Origin of the sequence: Arthrobacter oryzae, from assembly GCF_030718995.1 — a bacterium.
In the GTDB taxonomy this organism is placed as follows: Bacteria; Actinomycetota; Actinomycetes; order Actinomycetales; family Micrococcaceae; genus Arthrobacter; species Arthrobacter oryzae_C.
On record NZ_CP132204.1, the window covers coordinates 675,206 to 692,736 of the forward strand.

Below are 17,531 nucleotides of genomic sequence, written 5' to 3' on the forward strand. Positions count from 1 at the left end.
GACGTGGTGGTGCTCCGTCCCTCCATACTTTCACTTGTTGGCGGGCTTTCTCCATGAGGCTTGCGGTTCCGCGACGGCGAGCTCCCGGATCCGTTCGGTAGCGGCCCAGCTGGCCAGCAGGCGGAGCCGTTCGTCCGACGGCGATCCGGGGACGGCGGGATAGACGGTGAGCCTGAAGCCGGGATCCTCGGCAAGGTCCATGGCTTCGTAGGTGAGTTCGAGTTCCCCCACCGCCGGGTGGTGGAACACCTTGGTTCCGGCGTAGTGGCGGCGGACATTGTGCGCGGCCCAGCGGGTCCGGAATTCCTCACTGCGCATGGACAGTTCCCCCACGAGGTCCGCGAGGGCTTTGTCGAACGGGTTCTGGCCGCTGTAGGTGCGCAGCAGTGCCACGTTGGTGCTGGCCGCCCGCTCCCAGTCGGGGTAGAAACCCCGGGCCGCGGGGTCGAGGAAGATGAACCGGGAATGGTTGGCCGGCCGGGCGGGACCGCGGTACATCTCTGAGTACAGGGCAAAGCCGAGCTGGTTGGCCGCCACGATGTCCATGTGCTGGTTGCCGATGAACGCCGGCGCCGCCGTAATGGCGTCCAGCATGAACTGCAGGGCGGGGCGGACGGTCCCGCTCTGGAGCGGACGCTGCCGGGCCCGGCCGGAGGGGCTGGCGGCACGCGCCAGGTTGTAGAGGTGGTCCCGTTCCGCCTCGTCCAGCCTCAGGGCGCCCGCGATGGCGTCGAGCACACTTTCGGAGGTGCCGGAGAGGTTCCCGCGCTCAAGCTTCGTGTAGTAATCAACGCTGACCCCCGCGAGCATGGCCACCTCCTCGCGGCGCAAGCCGGGGACCCGGCGTCGTCCGCCGTAAAGTGTCAGGCCGGCCATTTCCGGGGTGATCTTGGCGCGCCTTGAGGCGAGGAACTCGCGCACGGCCATTCTGTTATCCACTCGTTCACGCTACACCGGGGCAGCGCGTCCCAGGGAGGTACTGCCAGACCCCGGATAAGGAGAGCCGTGGCTGGGAACGGCACGGCCCGGTTGAATGGGAATCAGTCCCCCATCCCCACTGGAACGGAGCCCAGCATGACCGCCACCGGCGCCCCTGAGCAGGCACCAGCACCCGCAGCTGAACCTGCACCGCAACAGGCCGTCGGCCGGCCGCTGGCGATCGTTCTCGGCCTGCTGACGATCTTCGGTCCGATCTCCATGGACCTCTACCTCCCCGTCCTGCCGGCCCTCACCGCAGAGCTTGGAAGCACGACGTCGGTGGCGCAGCTGACCATCACGGCGTGCCTGCTCGGCCTGGCCATCGGGCAGGTGGTTGCCGGACCGCTCTCGGACCGCTTCGGCCGCCGCAAACCGCTGCTGATCGGGGTGATCGCCTACACGGTCACCTCGGTGCTGTGCGCGCTTAGCCCCACCATCGAAACGCTCATCCTCGCCAGGTTCGTCCAGGGCCTCGCCGGCGCCGTGGGCATCGTGATCGCGCAGGCGGCGGGCCGGGACGTCTACTCGGGCGGGAAACTGATCCGCTACTACGGCCGACTCACCGTGCTCGGCGGGCTGGCAGCCATCATCGGCCCCGTGATCGGCGGACAGCTCGCAACTTTTACGGACTGGCGCGGAGTCTTCCTGTTCCTGGCCGCGGTGGGCGTGGCCATCCTCGTGGCGTCCCTGCTGGTCTTCCGGGAGACGTTGCCGAAAGAGCACCGCATCACCGGCGGACTCTCCCACACGCTCAACGACTTCCGCCGGCTCCTGGCCGACCGGCGGTTCGTCGGAGCCGTCCTGATCACCGGTTTCACGTACTCGGCGATCTTCGCCTACCTGAGCGGGGCAACCTACATCCTCCAAGGCATGTACGGGCTCTCCCCGCAGGAATACTCGCTGGCGTTCGGGCTGAACTCCCTGGGCTTTGTGATTTTCGGGTTCATCTCCGGCCGCCTGGCAGAGCACTGGTCCGAACGCGGAACGCTCGCCGCAGGCCTGGCCATGGCGCTCGCCGGCGCCCTGGGCCTGCTCGCGACGGCACTCCTGCACCTGCCGCTGATTGCTATTGTCCTGTCCCTGTTCACCATGGTCAGCGGGGTGGCCGTGACCAGCCCGCCGGCCACATCGCTCGCACTCAAGGACTATCCCGACATCGCCGGCACCGCATCCTCGCTCCTGGGCCTGGCCCGGTTCGCCTTCGGCGGCCTGGCCGCGCCCCTCGTGGGCATCGGCGGGGCGAATGATCCGGTGCCTTTCGGCATCGTCGCGGCCGCCGCGGCAGCAGCGGCCGCACTCTGCCTCGGACTGGTGGGCCGGCGTCGAACGGCCAGCAGTGCCGTCAGCAATACGGGCGGGGGCGTTGACGGACTGGCCGGTGCTGGCGGGGCTGGACCTGACTGGCGTTGACCAGGTCCTGGATGAAGCGCCCAAGGCCGGTGGCGTCGACGGGGTTGTCGGCCAGGGCCACGAGACCGCACGCGAGGCTGGCGAGCTTGACGTTCCTGTTGTTGCTGTAGGACGCCAGCAGGTTGAAGGCGTCGTCCGATCCGATGCCCAGCCGCCCCATCAGGATGCCGGCGGCTTTCGCGATAGTGCTCCGGGTTCCCACCGCACCCCGGACGGCTTCGCGGGCGGCCAGCTCCGTCTCCCGCTGGATCGTCGACGTGAGGTCCAGCATGACGCCGGAAATCGTGGACACGTTTCCTGACTCGTCCAGTACCGCCTCACCGGCCGTCAGCACTTTGCGTTCGTGCAGCCGGGCATCCACCAGGCGATGGTAGATGGCCACGTGCCCGCCGTGGGCGTACACCGCGCGGCTGATCTCCTGGATTCGGGCCAGGTCCTCAGGGTGCTTGTGCGCCAGCGTCAGCTCCAGGGTGGGCACGACTTCCCCGCGACTGTAGCCATGGATTGCGTAAAGCCCGTCCGACCACTGCATCGCGCCTGATTTGGTATCCAAAACAAACGTTCCAGCCGGCAATACCGACACTCCCAAAACACTGGAATACGTCTCCGCCGCGTCGCTGATCTTCGTATTCTGTCTGGCGGCATGGCCGCCGGCAGCGGGTCGCGGGAATACCGGACAGCAGGCACTGTCGCACCCCCTCCAGCCCTCCTGGACCGGGTCGAAATAGCGCGGCACGGAAAAGTTCGCGGGATCCTGACGCCTCGCGTCTCCGGGGCAAAATCATGAGCGCCATCCACAGCAGAACATGGGGCGGTTTGTCCCGTTCACGGGACAGTCGACCGGCCTGATCGCCGAGATCCTGCCGGCGCGGGACATAGTCCGACGACTCATCGAGCAGGCCACCGAAGCGCTGCAGAACACCTCCCGTCTTTATGGCTGATGGTGAAGACAGTGAGTTCCGTGAGCGAAGCTGAGTAGAGTGTTAGCGGCCATGACCACTGAGCCCGTCGCTTATCTCTGGAGCCCAGATCTGAGCATGGCAGAAGCATCAAGATAGCTGCCCCATCCTTCACCACGACGTCTCAAAGGCTTCCTGCTGCGCCGCCTGACGCGAAAACTAAGCCGCGGCTTCTGAAACGGTCCTCTGACTTTGCCAGGTTTTGAATGGCCCCGGTTGGACGTCATACCGGGTCCAACTCAAACTGCCACAACTGCGAGGGCAGCGGTACGAGGGGCCTCGGAAGAGATCGTCTTCCCCCGACCTATCGCCATGAAGTACGCGAGTCCAGCCGTGAGGAGCGCGGGCACCTATCTGGAAGGGGTGCTCCTGCTCTGCGGGCTCGCCGCGGCTTCGAGGCAGCGGTCTGCATCGGACTGGCGGCCGGCGTGCGTGTACTCCTGGGCTGCTTCGAGGAACATTGCCCGCGACTGATCGTCCGCGCCCTCGGCCTGACGGAGGACGCCACGGGCTTCCCACACGGCGCCGCTCCACAGGCCTCCGTGCCACATGCCTGCGATTCCTTCGGCTCTACTGACGAAGGAGCGTGCTCGATCAAGTTCGCCGGCTCGCGCGCAGGCCGCCGCAGCACTAGTCAGGTAGCCCATCGAGCAGGGCTCGCAGGAACGCATCCCGCTCAGCTCCCGCTCGGCGGCCCGCACGACGGCGAGGGCCTTCTTCGAATCTGCAGCGGCCTGGATCATGGTGCCGAAGACACGCACCAGCAGGTGGGTGGCAAGTTCGGAGCGGACGGCGAATGAGCGCGCCCGGCTGAGCAGCCGGTTCGCGTCGAACTTCCGGCCGCCGATGAGTGCGACTTCTGCGAGCCTCTGCCGCGAAAGGGCGGACCCGGAAAGACAGCCTTCGCGGTCATTTGCCTCCGCCGCCTGTGCGAGATTCTTCTGAGCCTCGATGAGGTGCCCGGCAAGTAGCTCTGCCTCGCCAAGCATGAGTTGGCCGAGGGCGGCGCCGGTCCCGGAGCCGGCCTCCTTGGCGATCTTCATCATCTGGCGTGCGAACTCGGCAGCGATAGCGTAGCCCTCAGGCCCTGTGAGGTGGTACTCGGCGAGGCAGAGGTGCGCGTCGTAGACGATGGGCTCCATGTTGGCCCGCATGCGCATGGACTCAGCGAGTTCCTCGGCGAACCGCTCGCGCCAGCGGCCTTGCGCCATGGCGACCTTGGCGAGGATGACAGCGGCTTCTCCGAGCTCTCGGCCCAGTCTGGAGTCGAGGGCGATGGAGCGTGCCTCCTCCGCTGCGCGCTCCGCCTCCTTGAGGTCGTTGCGGTTCAGATGCACCAAGGCCCAGGCGAGCAGGGCGTGAGCACGTTCGGCCTGCGTGGGCTGGAGCGCCCCTTCGACGGTCAGGACGTCTTCGTAGAGGGCGATAGTGGCCCGGTCCGGCCCGACGCCTAGGTGGTCATGGAGTGCCTCGCGCAGCCGCTCGAACCGCCGGATCGCCTCTCTGCGTTCGCCGGCGTCCAGATGGGCCCGCATGAGTGCTCGGGCGGCCCGCTCGTCGGTGGGGTCTTCGTCGGAGAGCCGTTGCCACAGCTCCCCTACGCGCAGAAGATCCAGATACAGCTGGCGCAGACGCTGGCGTGGCTCCGCCAGCCAGGACTCGTAGCGGTCGTCGGGAAGGAGTTCGCCGTGGTGAAGATTCGCGGCGGCCCGGCAGGCCGAAGGATCGCTCGCAGCCAGCGCTTGGCGCGCTGCACCCTCGAAGCGTTCGACGTCGCTGTGGACCTGGGCGGCGGGCCAGAGCACGATCACCCCCTGGTGACTCACGACAGTCTGCTCATCTGCTGTGGCGCGCCGGGCGAAATACAGGGCCTTGCGGAGGTTTGTGCCAGAGGCCTGAGGATCGCTCTCGGGCCAGAGCGCCTCCATGACCTGCGACCTGTGCAGGCGAAGGTCAGGGGAGAGCGCGAGCAGCTTGAGAACGTCTGCTGCCCGACGACTTCGCCAAGCGTCACCGGGGATCAGATTGCCATCGACTGCGACGGCAAACCGCCCGAGGAGTTGGAATTCCACTTCCTTCATTACTGGGATAGTAACCGACGGCCACGGCTCCCGACAGCGTTCGCAGCGGAACGTTCGCGGAACGGTGTCCTCCGTAGCGTGAGTGGAAGGAAGCGGAATCGAGAACGAAACGAGTTGAGGAGGGGCCATGCTCCCCAAAGATACGCACAACAGCCCGCCGGGCCTCGCTACGGCTGGACCGCGCGACGTCGCGGCCGCTTTAATCAACGCCCTGACCGCCCGCGACTTCACGGGAGCCCAGTCACTGCTGGCTCCGGGTATCCAGTTCAGGATGTTGGTCCCGGGCAGGCTCATGACAGATCAGGGCGCGAACGCCACCATCCACCGGTTCGCTAGCTGGTTCGCGGGAGCCGACCAGTTCCACGTGGAGGCCTCCAGCGTCCAGGAGATCGAAGGCCGTGCGGTGGTGACGTACCGCTTGCGGCTCCACGACGCGAGGGGATGGCAGCTGCTCGAGCAGCACCTGATGCTCGACGTCGGCACCGACGGTCGCGTGGAAGCGATTGATCTGCTGTGCTCGGGCTTCCGCCCGAGCACAGTGGACGAGCCGGGTCACGTGCATCCGTTCGACGCGGGAGACCTCGGGTGCGCCGACGGTCTCGCCCGAGACTTTCGCGAACAGATCCAGCACATCCCGATCGGCGACGTGCTCTTGGTTAGCACCCGCGATCCGGCTGCCAAAGAGGATCTACCTTCCATGGCCCGTCTTATGGGGCATGTTGTTCATTCGATCAAAGCACCGGGAGACGGACGTCTGCTGGTGAGTGTGGAAAGGGGAAAATGAGATGAGCGAGAAGCTGATCTTCAACTGCACCTACGGAAAGGAAGAACCCGAGCGCGCCACGCTCCCGTTTGTGGCCGCTAACGTAGCTGCGGCAGCGGGCCAGGATGCGATCGTGCTGTGCACGATCGAAGCTGTGTGGCTGGGCACCAAGGGTGGAACCGACGGAGTGGCCCAGCCGGGGCTGCCGGAGCTTGGCAACTTGTACACCGAGTTCATCGAGAATGGCGGCCGGGTGTGGCTGTGCGGCGCGTGCGCCAAGCCCCGAGGCATCACTGAGGAGCAACTCGAGAAGGGCTCCACCATCGTGGGAGCCGCCAAGGTCGTCGAGGAGGTCCTGGCCGGAGCTAAGACAATCGCGTTCGCCTGACCCTCGGCGCCAGCTGTGGATGGTGCCTGACGCCGAGGGCGTCCCTGAGAGGCATTCATGACCAAGACCAGTATGCGCATCATCACCGGAACCATTGCGGGCGGCCTGCTCCGGGGAGTCGTCCTGAACTTGGTCCTCATCCCCCTGCTCGTCCTGCCTATACTGCTCTCGTCGATCAAAGTCTGGAACACTCGTCAGGACTTCAGCGCCGCCGCGATCGCGGCTGTCCACGCATGTACGTCGCTCCGCAGCTCATGAAGGCCATCGTAAGGGGCGGCGTCGAAGTACTCGCTGGGGGCGTGCCTTGGCCCGCACCATGCCCGTCACAGCGCCCGGGCACAGCACCCGTCACAGCACCGGATTCAGCACCGCCTCTTGACAGCATGCCCCAAAATGGGATTACCTAATGAACATTCGGTAAATAAAGCTGGAGGCAATGACGCATGGCTGAAGCAACACTTTCCGGGGCCACCCACCCCATCCTTGAAAACGACTATGCCTCCGAATGGATGGGCATCGAGGTTGTTGCGCTGGACGACGGACATGCCACGATCCGCATGGCACTCCGGCAGGAAATGCTCAATGGATTCGGCATGGCGCACGGCGGAATGATCTTCGCCTTCGGCGACACTGCCTTCGCGCTGGCCTGCAACCAGTCCACCCCTAGCCCTGCAGACGAAGGCAACATCACCGTGGCGTCCGGCGTCGATATCAACTTCCTCAAGCCGGCCTTCCGCGGCCAGGTCCTTACTGCCGTCGCCAACCGCCGCGCCGTTACCGGCCGCAGCGGCCTCTTCGACGTCCAGATCTTCGCCGCCGATCCCGCCGCAGGCACTCCCGCTGCGGCACCCGCCGGCCCGGCCCCCGCCGCCACGGTCCCGGGCCAACTTCCCACCGACATGCCCCCGGGCGAGCTCATCGCCGAGTTCCGCGGCCGCAGCCGCACCATCTCCAAGAAATAGAAACAGGGACCCCAGATGACCCTCCACGCCACTGAACCAGCAGCAGCCACCGACGCCGTGCTGGACCGCGAAGAAACCATATCCCGTGACGAGCTGGAAGCACTTCAGCTGAGCCGCCTCCAGCACACGGTTGCCTACGCCTACGACCGCGTGCCGCTCTACAAGCGCAAGTTCGACGAAGCCGGCGTCCACCCCACGGACCTGCGCGAACTCGCGGACCTGGGCAAGTTCCCCTTCACCACCAAGGAAGACCTCCGGCTGGAGTACCCCTTCGGCATGTTCGCCGTGCCGCAGAACGAGGTGGCGCGCATCCACGCCAGCTCCGGCACCACCGGCCGCGCCACCGTAGTGGGCTACACCAAGAAGGACCTCGCCGACTGGGCCAAGCTCGTGGCACGGTCCCTCCGCGCCTCCGGAGTCCGTCCCGGCATGAAGGTCCACAACGCCTACGGTTACGGCCTGTTCACCGGCGGCATGGGCGCCCACGCCGGCGCCGAGGCCCTGGGCTGCACCGTCATCCCCATTTCCGGCGGCCAGACCGAACGCCAGATTACCCTCATCCAGGACTTCAAGCCCGACGCGATCTTGGCCACCCCCACCTACCTGCTGACCATCGCCGACGCGATGATGAAGCAGGGGATCGACCCGGCCTCCACCTCGCTCAAGTACGCCGTGCTGGGTGCTGAGCCGTGGACCGAGGAAATGCGCCACGAGCTGGAAACCACCATGAACATCAAGGCCTGCGACATCTACGGCCTGTCCGAGGTCATGGGTCCGGGCGTGGCCGGCGAAGCCGTGGAAACCCAGGACGGCAGCCACATCTGGGAGGACCACTTCCGCCCGGAGATCATCGACGCATTCGACCCCACGAAGGTCCTGGGCGACGGCGAACACGGCGAACTGGTGTTCACCTCGCTCACCAAGGAAGCGCTGCCCATCATCCGCTACCGCACCAAGGACCTCACCCGCCTGCTCCCCGGCACCGCCCGCCCCGCGCATCGCCGCATGGGCCGCATCACCGGCCGCAGCGACGACATGATCATCCTGCGCGGCGTGAACCTGTTCCCGTCGCAGATCGAGGAGATTGCCCTGCGCATCCCCGAGCTGAGCCCGCACTTCCAGCTGGAACTCACCCGGCCCGAAGGCCAGCGGATGGACCAGCTGACGGTGAAGATCGAACGCCGGGAATCGGTCACTGTTGAAGGTGTCGCTTCGGCAGCAAAGGTCCTGCAGCAGCAGATCAAGATCCATGTCGGGTCCTCCTGCACCGTCAACGTCGTCGAGCCGGGCTCCCTGGAGCGCTCAAACGGCAAGCTCCGCCGGATCTACGACATGCGCCCCAAGGGGTAGCGCGAACGGACAGTTGCGGCCCCACGCGGCAACAGCCAGAAGGGTCCGGGGTTTGAACCCCGGGCCCTTTTTGGCGTGCCCGCCGTCTTGCCCGACCGTCCCCCGGCTTCCCCATCGGCCGCCACCCCTGCCCCTCACCCCTCCACTTTTGCCTCGTGTTGCCATAATTTAGGCAATCGGTTGCCAAATACTTCCACAGCACCTAGTCTGGGAACCGCGTCCACGCAGTGGTGGGCGCTTTCTCATGAACAGGATCAGCAATGACGCATACTCCCTCGACTACGGGAACCAAGCCACACGGCGCGCTCCACCCGGCCGCCGTCAACAAAACCGAGCTTCGCCGCGCCGGCTGGGCAGGGTTCATCGGAACCGTCCTGGAAAACTACGACATGGTGGTCTACGGCGTTGGCACGGCCATCATCTTCAACACCCTGTTCTTCCCCAACGTCTCCCCCGCGGTCGGCTTCATCGCCAGCTTCGGCGCCTACGCCGTCGGCTTCGTGGCCCGGCCCATGGGCGGACTGTTCTTCTCCCGCTACGGCGACAAGATCGGCCGGAAGTTCGTACTCGTGGCCACGCTGGCCCTGATGGGCACGGCCACTTTTGCCATGGGCCTGCTGCCCACCTACGAATCCGTGGGCATCCTGGCCCCGATCCTCCTGACCGTGCTGCGGTTCATCCAGGGCTTCGGTGCCGGCGCGGAAATGGCCAGCGCCGTGGTGCTGCTCGCCGAATTCGCCCCCAAGGGCAGGCGCGGCGCCATGACCTCGCTGGTGTGGGCCGGTGCCGCCGTCGGCTCCGTCTTCGGCTCCGGCGCCTGGATCCTGGTGCAGCTGCTGCCGCGCGAAGACCTCGAGTCCTGGGGCTGGCGCCTGGTGTTCCTTTCCAGCGCCCTCGTCACCGTGGCCGCGTACCTGATCCGCCGCAACATGAAGGAATCGCCGGTGTTCGCCGAGCTCAAGAAGGAGCACGTCGAGGCAGCCTCACCGGTCGCGGAAGTGCTCAAGAAGGGCCGCCGCCCGCTCCGCCAGGTGTTCCTCATCAACATGGGCACGCACGCCCACTCCTACATCTACCAGGCCTTCCTGGGCACGTTCCTGATCTCCGTGGTCAACATCGACAAGGCACTCATCCCGCAGATGCTGGCCATGGGCGGCCTCTTCGCCATTCCCGCCGCACTGGTGGCCGGCCGCGCCACCGACCGCTGGGGCCGCAAGCCCGTGAACGTGTTCATTCTTGCCTTCCTCTTCCTGTTCTCCTTCCCGGCGTTCTGGCTCAGCAGCACGGGCAACGTCTGGCTGATTGCCCTCGTCTACGCCGTGGGCTTCACCTTTGCCGTGGAGGGCGGCATCGCTGCGCAGTCGGCCATGTACGCCGAGCTGTTCGGTTCCAAGTTCCGGTACGCCGGCGTGGCCATTGCCCGCGAGTTCTCGGCGATCTTCGGCGGCGGCATCGCGCCCATCATCTGCTCGGCCCTGCTCGCCTGGGCCACGGGCTCCTACTGGCCCATCGCCGCCTACATGATGGTTATCGTGGGCATCTCGCTGGTCCAAGCCATCAAGGCACCGGAGACCAGGGACCGCGACCTCACGCTGGAAGAGAACGCCAGCTAAGGCGTCGCCTTGGGACTTGGTCCCGGACGTAGGGATGGTCCCCGGCTGCTGCGGCCGGGGACCATCCTTTTACGGGAGGCATTCAGTGCACTGCTGCCAATGCGCGACAGCGCTGTGACGTGCCGATGGCTAACCGCCAGCCGGGCAGCCCAATGTGCCTGATCCCGTCCCGGTCTTTGAAGCTGTTTCAGCAGGTGTACCGGCCCCCGCACCGATGGTTCCTACTACTAGCTGTTCTAGCACCGGGGCCACAGGCAGGCAAGGATTTTCAGGTATATGACCCGGTTGCATCAATTGACCGAACGTTCATGAGAAAATAGCCGGTATGTCCACCACTGATGCACCCACCAAGCGCGGCCGCCCCGGATACGACCAGCAGTCGGTGCTGCAGATCGCCGTCGAGGTTTTCAACCGCCACGGCTACGACGCCACGTCCATGGGCATCCTCGCCGAAAACCTCGGCATTTCCAAGTCGGCCATCTACCACCACGTGCCGTCCAAGGGCGACCTCCTCAAGCTCGCACTGGAAGAGGCGCTGGGCGGACTGGAAGCCATCCTCGAGCAGCCGCAGGCCCAGTCCGGAACGGCCGAGGCCCGGCTCGAGTTCGTACTCCGCGAAACCATCTCCGTGCTGGTGGAACGGCTCCCCTTCGTCACCCTGCTGCTGCGCCTGCGCGGCAACACGGAGATCGAGCGCGACGCCATGGAACGCCGGCGCACCTTCGACCACAAGGTGGCGGCCCTGATCTCCGCCGCCCGCGATGAGGGCTCCCTCCGCGAGGACATCGATCCCCGCACGGTCACCCGCCTCCTGTTCGGCACCATCAACTCAATCGTCGAATGGTACAAGCCGGGCGGTTCACTGTCGCCGGAAAAGCTGGCTGACGACGTCATCACAATGGCTTTCAAGGGACTCAACGCGGCACGCTAGTCCTGTTCTCCCTCACCGCGGCCGGACGGCCGCCGCGGCAGTCATTGACGGCCGGATTAGCGGCGCCCACCCTGTAGTCATGGCCACGAAGTTATCCGAAGTCCTCTTCGGCACATTCCCCGATTTGCGGTACCAGCCCACCCCCAAAAGGGTGCGGGCCATGCTCGGCGGGAACGCCGTCGTCGACACCCTGTACGCCCTCCTGGTGTGGGAACCCAAGCGCATCACCCCCGTTTACGCCGTCCCCGAAGTGGACCTTCAAGCCGAACTGCAGCCGCCCGGGCAGCAGGCCGGCAACATCCCCGAATACGGGTTCAAACTCATGCTGGACGCGCCGCCGTCGCTGGATCCGCGCACCGGCTTTGGCCGGCACACGGCGGAAGGCGAGGAGTTGGACGTCGTGACCTCCGACGCCAGGCTGCCGCGCGCGGCCTTCCGGCCGGCTGACCCCGACCTCGCCGGACACGTGGTGCTGGATTTCAACGCCTTCGACTGGCTAGAGGACGACGAGGAGATCATCGGGCACCCCCGCGACCCCTTCCACCGCGTGGACATCCGTGCGTCGTCACTCACCGTGGAGGTAAGGGTCGACGACGTCACCCTGGCCACCACGAACGGCGCGCAGCTGCTGTACGAAACCATGCTGCCGGTGCGCTACTACCTCCCGCCGCTGAACGTGCGGCTGGACCTCATGGACGCCGGCGACAAGAAGACGGTGTGCCCGTACAAGGGGACGGCGAGCTACCTGACCTACCCGCCCGCCGAGAACGGGCGCAACATCGCGTGGATGTACGACCAGCGTTTCCGTGACGCCGCCCAGATCCACGGGCTGGTGTGCTTCTTCAACGAACGCGTGGACATCACGGTGGACGGGGTCAGGCAGGAACGGCCGGTCACGCCGTGGTCAACACCGGCGTCGCACTGACGGGGTGTTGCTGACGGGGTGCTGCCGACACGGGTGGGCCTGGCTGGGTTATGGCAAAGATAAGGCGTCCCGCTGAGCCGGGACGCCAGTCTCTAGAGCTGGTAATCCGCTACCGTGCTGATGTTCTCGTGCACGCAAAGAATGTTGTGCTCGGAGTCCATGAACCAGGCGCACTTCTCGGAATCGGTTGTACAAATGTGGTTCTCAGTCTTGAGATCGGGGAGATCGTAGTCCTGGAACGTGACGCCCTTGGCTTCCATCTCATGGACGGTGCGTTCGATCTCGCTGACTTCGAAACTCAAGGCGGTGTGCTCTGAATGCTTACCGTCCTTGACCGGCATCAACTGCAGCATGGGGCCGCCTTCTGAGCCGAACAATTCGCTTCCGTCATCTGCCACGCCACGGTGCGGGAGTCCAAGGGTGTCCTCATAGAAATGCCGGGCACGCTCTGCATCATCGACTGGCAGGACTGTTGTGGCTTTACTGAGTACTAGGGTCATTTCGCCACCTCCTACGTTGAAAATTTTACGCCCGAGCGGTGCAGAAAGATCTGGCCGGACGCTCTCTCACTTCCCGCCGCCTCTCCCCGGACGCTCTCTCACTTCCCGCCGCCTCCCCCCGGACGCCCTCTCACTCCCTGCCGCCTCCCCCCGGACGCCCTCTCACTTCCCGCCGCTTCCCCCGGACGCTCCCTCACACCCCGCATCAAGTTGTAAATGAGAATGATTCTCATATAGTCTTACGGCATGAATGTGACAGTCGTAAGTTCCCTGGACGCTTTCTGCCGGCAGCAGGCGTGCGCGGCGCTGGCCGCGGATTCGCCCGGCGCCCTGGTTGTTTTCCATGACCTGCTTGAAGACGGGCTGGTGATCCGGCGTGTCTTCCGGGAGGGCCGGCGCCTCGAGCGTGAAGAGTCGCTGCTGGAGCACGGCTGCCTCAGCTGTACCGTGCGTTTGGACGTCGTGCCCACAGTGGGCAGGCTGCTGGAACAGGGTTCGCACATCATTCTGGGCCTGCCGCCCGCTGTGGCCTCAGTGGCGGCCGTGCACGCACTGCTGAAGGGTCTCGGGGCCTCCATCACGATTGATTCGGCCGTGCTTGCCTGCGCTCCCGGTGCGATTGAGGACCAGATCTGGGACCACCACACCCTGTTCGAGTCCGGTTTCACTCCCGTTCCCGACGATGACCGGACCCCGGGGGAATTCCTCATCGGGGAACTCGCGTTCAGCGACACAGTCCTGCTGGCCGATCCCGCCCTGGTGCCTGTCGATCCGGCGATCCGGGACCGCGGGGTCCAGCTCGTCAAAGAGCTGGCCCCGCATGCGAAGGTCACCGCTGACGACGGCGGCATCCGGCCGGGACGCCACAACCTGGCGGAGGCAACGGCCCGGACCGTCCCCGGCTCGGTTCGGATCCCGGCAGAGTCCTGCCCACCTTTCAGTACCGTGGTGCAGCGGATACGGCGGCCCCTTCATCCGGAGCGCTTCCGGCATGCCCTGGCGGCCCTGGCGGAGGGATGCTGCTGGCTGCGCGGGCGGCTCTGGGTGGCGTCCGCCCCCGGGTGCCGGATCGCCATCCAGGGCGTCGGGCCGCGTGTGTGGCTGGAAAACACCGGACCCTGGCAGGCCGACGCCGCATCCCGCCCGTTCATGTCAGCCGGAGCCGGTCCCGACCCCGTGCTGGACTGGCATCCCGAATTCGGTGATCGCGGGACCGTCCTGGCCGTCACGGGCGACGACGTCGACGCCGCAGAAATCGCAGCACTGCTTGCGGCCTGCGAGCTGTCTGCCGCGGAGATGGCATCCGCCGCCGCCTCATTTCCTGACCCATTTGCTTTGAACCAACCATCGGAAACACCACAAAGGAGCACATCATGAAAGTACGGAACTCATTGCGCGCGCTGAAGAAGATTCCGGGCGCCCAGATTGTCCGCCGCCGGGGCCGCACCTTCGTCATCAATAAGAAGAACCCCCGCATGAAGGCCCGCCAGGGCTGACCAGGGGCTCAGCCGCAAGCGCCGGGATCTATCCGCACCAGCTGGGGAGGAACCCCGGGAAGCTCCGGACATGCCGGCCGGTATCCAGCTCGATGATCTCGGTCCGCATGGGTGAATAGGCGGCCGCGACAGGGTAGCGGTCGTAGGCACCGTCAGGGGCTGTTGCTTCCACGGCAAGGAACTTTCCGTCCGGAGAGGGGCAGTAGTTCTGGATGCGCGACCAGGCCGGCTCCGGCTCAAAGAGGTTCGCAGAGCCTGTCGCGTCCGTGACCGTCAGTATGGAGGTCACCTTGCCTGCGGCGAACTCGCTAATGCTTTGGACGTAGCGCCCGCTTCCATTGAGGAGGACCGTGGTGCCCGGCCATGAATTGTCGTTCCGGACCACCGCCTTCAGGTCGAGGGGGCGTACGGTCCCCTTGGTCAGATCGATGCCCGAGTTTTTCCCGATCTTGTCCGTGGGGTCGGCGCCTGGGTCGACCACGTGGACCTCCCTGGTTCCGGGAATGAACCCGCGGAATTCGGTGTGCAGGCCCAGCGGCGCGGGTTTTCCGGCGTTGAGGGCATCGACGAGGAACATGGCCGAGGAATCGTTCCGCACCACCAGTGAGGAGGTGCCGGGAACGAAGTCCCAGTTGAGGACGGACACCGCCTTTCCATCGGGGCCGCGGATCTCCCGCGGGGGCGTGGAGGGATCCTCGATGTCGTATACGAACAAGGTCTTGTGGTGCTGCTGTGACGGCGAGGCGCTGGAGAAGGCGAACCCGATGAGGCCCTTGGACGCCGCGCGCAGGAGTTCGACCTGTCCAGGTCCCGGAAGCGGAACCTGGGCCTCCGGCCCGCCGGAGAGGGGGACGATGTCAAGGGAAGTGGTGTTGTCCTCATTGATCGTGACGGCGGCCAGGGCGTTGGGCAGCGCCGCGTATTCCTGAATCCGGTTGGCAGTGAGGATGACGGACCCGTCGCCTGCATCGGCGATGTTGTTTCCCCGTATGGTGTCCGGCTTCTTCTTTCCGGCGGCGTCATAGCTGATGTCGCGTTGGAGCGTGTACAGCTCGAAGCCAGCCGTCCCGGATGTCCCTTGCAGCGCTGACACCGCGTTCGGCCGGGGTTCCGAGACGAAGTTCGCAGCGGTGAGGGCCAGGCACAGTGCCACCAGAAGGGCGATCGTGCCGCGGAGCCGCAAGGCGAAGGAGAGCAAGCCGCGGCGTGGGACCGTGGCCGGGATGCGCGTGGCCGGGCGGGGGCGTGTGCGTTGGGCAGCGGATCGCTTAGGAGGCACGGATCGCTTAGTAGACATAGGGGGAATCCGGTTCCGGGACCGCGGTAATGGAATCTGGAACCATCACAAGGGTTTCACCGCTGATCTGGCTGGGGTTGGTTTCGAAGCCGCCGGATACCGTTACCCAGCTGTCGGTTTCGAACCGGTCCTGCCAGCCCGGCGAGTAAACGGGCAGGCCGATCGGCCGGGCATCCACTGCGCAGCAGGTCAGCACGAAACGGGCCGTGAAGAAGACGTTTTCCGGGTCGCTCTTGTCCGGTGTCACGAATCCGGTGACTGTCGCCGTCTTGCCGGCCAGAAATTCCTGCCCGGCCCCCTGACGCAGCAGCGAGACCCAGTCCTTCATGGTGAACGTGGTGTAGTCAGCGCCCACGAGCTCGATAGCCTCGTCCCTCGAAAGCGTCGACGCCGCACCGTTGAGGTCGCGCTGGTTGACCGTGGCGGTGCTGAGCGTGGCCGGCGGCAGGACCAGGAGTCCGGCGACGGCGGCAGCCACGATCAGCGTGCTTCCTGCAGCTCCGAGGCGTCTCCGGCGCCGTTTGCCGGCGTCGTCGTGCCCGGAACCGCTCGCATGATCGTGGCCGGGTCCGTGCGGGTCTTGGGGAACCATGGCCTGGGGAACCAGGGCGAATGCGGCCAGGGCAAGTACCGCCGCGATCACGGCCATGATGACGGTGAACGCGAAGTACCGCGGGTGGATGTACAGCGCGAGCTGCCCTGTGAAACCCAGCCACAGGGTGGCCACGACGCCGATGAGGCTCAGCATCACGCCAAGCCAGCGGTCGAGGAGCCGCCTATAGGACATAATTGACCGCCAATCCCAGTGCGGCGGAGCACAGTGCCACCACCACGGTGAGCTGCAGGAGGGTCTTTGCGGTGAAAGTGGTGCGGAGGAGGGCCAGCATTTTCACATCAATCATCGGCCCGAACACCAGGAACGCCACGATGGAGCCCGGCATGAACGTTGCCCCGAACGACAGGATGAAGAACGCGTCAACGTTGGAGCACACTGCCACGACGAAGGCCAGGACCATCAAGGCCGCAACGGACCAGACCGGACTGCTTCCCACCGAAACCAGGACGTCCCGCGGGACCCCTACCTGGATGAGCCCCGCGATACCTGCGCCGATGAACAGGGCGGGCATCATGGCGCCCGTCTCCCGCACGAACAGCTGGACGCTGCGTCCAACTTTTCCTGTGGCCTGCCCGGCGTGGTCCTCCATGGAACACTCCTCCTGGAACCGCGGCGTCAACAGCGCCTCGGGGCGCGGATGGCGGCTGTAGATCCATCCGATCAGGTTGGCGATGAGGAAACCGCCGGCAATGCGGGAAACGAGGATGCCGTTGTCCCAGCCGAATGCCTGCTGGGTGGTGATGATCGTGACCGGATTCAGGATCGGCGCAGCAAACAGGAACGTCATGGACTCGGACACGGTCAGCCCCCGCACGATCAGCCCGCGGGCCAGCGGGACGTTCCCGCATTCGCACACCGGGAGCAGCATCCCCAGCAGGGACAGGACGGGCCGCCTGAGCGCCGGACTCTTCGGGAGCCGTCGGACCAGGAAACCCTCCGGCAGCCAGATCTGCACTCCGATCGAGAGCACGATGCCGAGGAAAACGAACGGGAGGGATTCGATCACCACGCTGATCGACAGGGAAACAAAGTCACGCGCAGCATCCGCCAGCCAGGTTGCCTGGCCCGTCGCTGGAGACAGGATCCGGAGGGCCAGCAGTACACCGATCACCGCTAATCCGACCATCAGCCCCATGGCAGGGCGGCGCGCTCTTCCGGGCATCGGATGAGTGTGGGCGTCGTGGGGCGCCTGGACGCGTTTTGCTGTCGCTGGCACCGGCACGGGCACTCCCCCACTAAATCGGCATCCGCCTGACCCCTGC

At 65.7% G+C, this 17,531-nt stretch carries 19 protein-coding genes; 12 read left to right on the top strand and 7 right to left on the bottom strand.

Annotation, left to right across the window (positions count from 1 at the left end; all coding sequences use genetic code 11):
- Positions 1-30: 30 nt before the first annotated feature.
- A complete protein-coding gene (locus Q8Z05_RS03140) occupies positions 31-939 on the bottom strand; it encodes a helix-turn-helix transcriptional regulator (protein WP_305942047.1) in 909 nt (302 codons plus the stop codon).
- A 135-nt stretch (positions 940-1,074) separates the two neighbouring features.
- Here Q8Z05_RS03140 and Q8Z05_RS03145 point away from each other — a divergent pair, with 135 nt between their 5' ends.
- Complete coding sequence (locus Q8Z05_RS03145; RefSeq protein WP_305942048.1) at positions 1,075-2,388, top strand: multidrug effflux MFS transporter; 1,314 nt, start codon at positions 1,075-1,077, stop codon at positions 2,386-2,388.
- On the opposite strand, the gene Q8Z05_RS03150 is transcribed toward Q8Z05_RS03145, so the two are convergent.
- A complete protein-coding gene (locus Q8Z05_RS03150) occupies positions 2,321-2,941 on the bottom strand; it encodes a PAS and ANTAR domain-containing protein (protein WP_305942049.1) in 621 nt (206 codons plus the stop codon). The two genes, Q8Z05_RS03145 and Q8Z05_RS03150, sit on opposite strands and share 68 nt — an antisense overlap.
- 253 nt (positions 2,942-3,194) lie before the next feature.
- Here Q8Z05_RS03150 and Q8Z05_RS03155 point away from each other — a divergent pair, with 253 nt between their 5' ends.
- Positions 3,195-3,329 carry a hypothetical protein gene (locus tag Q8Z05_RS03155; RefSeq protein ID WP_305942050.1) on the top strand — a complete coding sequence of 45 codons (135 nt, stop codon included), beginning with the start codon at positions 3,195-3,197 and terminating at the stop codon, positions 3,327-3,329.
- Positions 3,330-3,697: 368 nt separating this feature from the next.
- Here the strand turns inward: Q8Z05_RS03155 and Q8Z05_RS03160 are convergent, their stop codons facing one another.
- Positions 3,698-5,428: an AfsR/SARP family transcriptional regulator gene (locus Q8Z05_RS03160; RefSeq protein ID WP_305942051.1), complete on the bottom strand. Its 1,731-nt coding sequence runs from the start codon at positions 5,426-5,428 to the stop codon at positions 3,698-3,700.
- A gap of 127 nt (positions 5,429-5,555) precedes the next feature.
- On the opposite strand from Q8Z05_RS03160, the gene Q8Z05_RS03165 reads away from it, so the two are divergent.
- The 8 genes from Q8Z05_RS03165 to Q8Z05_RS03200 all read left to right on the top strand — a co-directional run bounded on the left by Q8Z05_RS03165 (position 5,556) and on the right by Q8Z05_RS03200 (position 12,360).
- Entirely contained in the window at positions 5,556-6,212 is a 657-nt protein-coding gene (locus Q8Z05_RS03165; RefSeq protein WP_305942052.1) for a hypothetical protein, read from the top strand.
- Between the two features lies 1 nt (position 6,213).
- Complete coding sequence (locus tag Q8Z05_RS03170) at positions 6,214-6,579, top strand: DsrE family protein (protein WP_305942053.1); 366 nt, start codon at positions 6,214-6,216, stop codon at positions 6,577-6,579.
- 57 nt (positions 6,580-6,636) lie between these two features.
- Positions 6,637-6,837 carry a hypothetical protein gene (locus Q8Z05_RS03175; RefSeq protein WP_305942054.1) on the top strand — a complete coding sequence of 67 codons (201 nt, stop codon included), beginning with the start codon at positions 6,637-6,639 and terminating at the stop codon, positions 6,835-6,837.
- Positions 6,838-7,022: 185 nt separating this feature from the next.
- Positions 7,023-7,541, top strand: a complete 519-nt coding sequence (locus Q8Z05_RS03180) for a hotdog fold thioesterase (RefSeq protein WP_305942055.1) — start codon at positions 7,023-7,025, stop codon at positions 7,539-7,541.
- A 15-nt stretch (positions 7,542-7,556) separates the two neighbouring features.
- Positions 7,557-8,891 carry a phenylacetate--CoA ligase PaaK gene (gene paaK, locus Q8Z05_RS03185; protein ID WP_305942056.1) on the top strand — a complete coding sequence of 445 codons (1,335 nt, stop codon included), beginning with the start codon at positions 7,557-7,559 and terminating at the stop codon, positions 8,889-8,891.
- 260 nt (positions 8,892-9,151) lie between these two features.
- Positions 9,152-10,504: an MFS transporter gene (locus tag Q8Z05_RS03190; RefSeq protein ID WP_305942057.1), complete on the top strand. Its 1,353-nt coding sequence runs from the start codon at positions 9,152-9,154 to the stop codon at positions 10,502-10,504.
- A 325-nt stretch (positions 10,505-10,829) separates the two neighbouring features.
- The gene (locus tag Q8Z05_RS03195) at positions 10,830-11,435 is read left to right on the top strand and encodes a TetR/AcrR family transcriptional regulator (RefSeq protein WP_305942058.1); all 606 of its coding nucleotides are present in this window, start codon (positions 10,830-10,832) and stop codon (positions 11,433-11,435) included.
- Between the two features lie 79 nt (positions 11,436-11,514).
- Complete coding sequence (locus Q8Z05_RS03200; protein ID WP_305942059.1) at positions 11,515-12,360, top strand: DUF427 domain-containing protein; 846 nt, start codon at positions 11,515-11,517, stop codon at positions 12,358-12,360.
- A 92-nt stretch (positions 12,361-12,452) separates the two neighbouring features.
- On the opposite strand, the gene Q8Z05_RS03205 is transcribed toward Q8Z05_RS03200, so the two are convergent.
- Complete coding sequence (locus tag Q8Z05_RS03205; RefSeq protein WP_305942060.1) at positions 12,453-12,860, bottom strand: VOC family protein; 408 nt, start codon at positions 12,858-12,860, stop codon at positions 12,453-12,455.
- 246 nt (positions 12,861-13,106) lie between these two features.
- Between Q8Z05_RS03205 and Q8Z05_RS03210 the strand changes: the two genes are divergently transcribed.
- Positions 13,107-14,237 (top strand): GTP-binding protein, encoded by a 1,131-nt coding sequence (locus Q8Z05_RS03210; protein ID WP_305942061.1) that lies wholly within the window; start codon positions 13,107-13,109, stop codon positions 14,235-14,237.
- Positions 14,234-14,356, top strand: coding sequence for a type B 50S ribosomal protein L36 (gene ykgO, locus Q8Z05_RS03215; RefSeq protein ID WP_011693081.1), 123 nt, complete (start codon positions 14,234-14,236; stop codon positions 14,354-14,356). The genes Q8Z05_RS03210 and ykgO overlap by 4 nt, the downstream gene beginning before the upstream one ends.
- 28 nt (positions 14,357-14,384) lie before the next feature.
- Here ykgO and Q8Z05_RS03220 read toward each other — a convergent pair whose 3' ends face one another.
- The 3 genes from Q8Z05_RS03220 to Q8Z05_RS03230 are packed head-to-tail and all read right to left on the bottom strand — an operon-like array spanning position 14,385 to position 17,431.
- A complete protein-coding gene (locus Q8Z05_RS03220) occupies positions 14,385-15,635 on the bottom strand; it encodes a hypothetical protein (protein ID WP_305942062.1) in 1,251 nt (416 codons plus the stop codon).
- A 7-nt stretch (positions 15,636-15,642) separates the two neighbouring features.
- Complete coding sequence (locus Q8Z05_RS03225) at positions 15,643-16,440, bottom strand: TIGR03943 family putative permease subunit (protein ID WP_305942063.1); 798 nt, start codon at positions 16,438-16,440, stop codon at positions 15,643-15,645.
- A complete protein-coding gene (locus tag Q8Z05_RS03230) occupies positions 16,430-17,431 on the bottom strand; it encodes a permease (RefSeq protein WP_305942064.1) in 1,002 nt (333 codons plus the stop codon). Before Q8Z05_RS03230 ends, Q8Z05_RS03225 begins: the two co-directional genes overlap by 11 nt.
- Positions 17,432-17,531 lie beyond the last annotated feature (100 nt).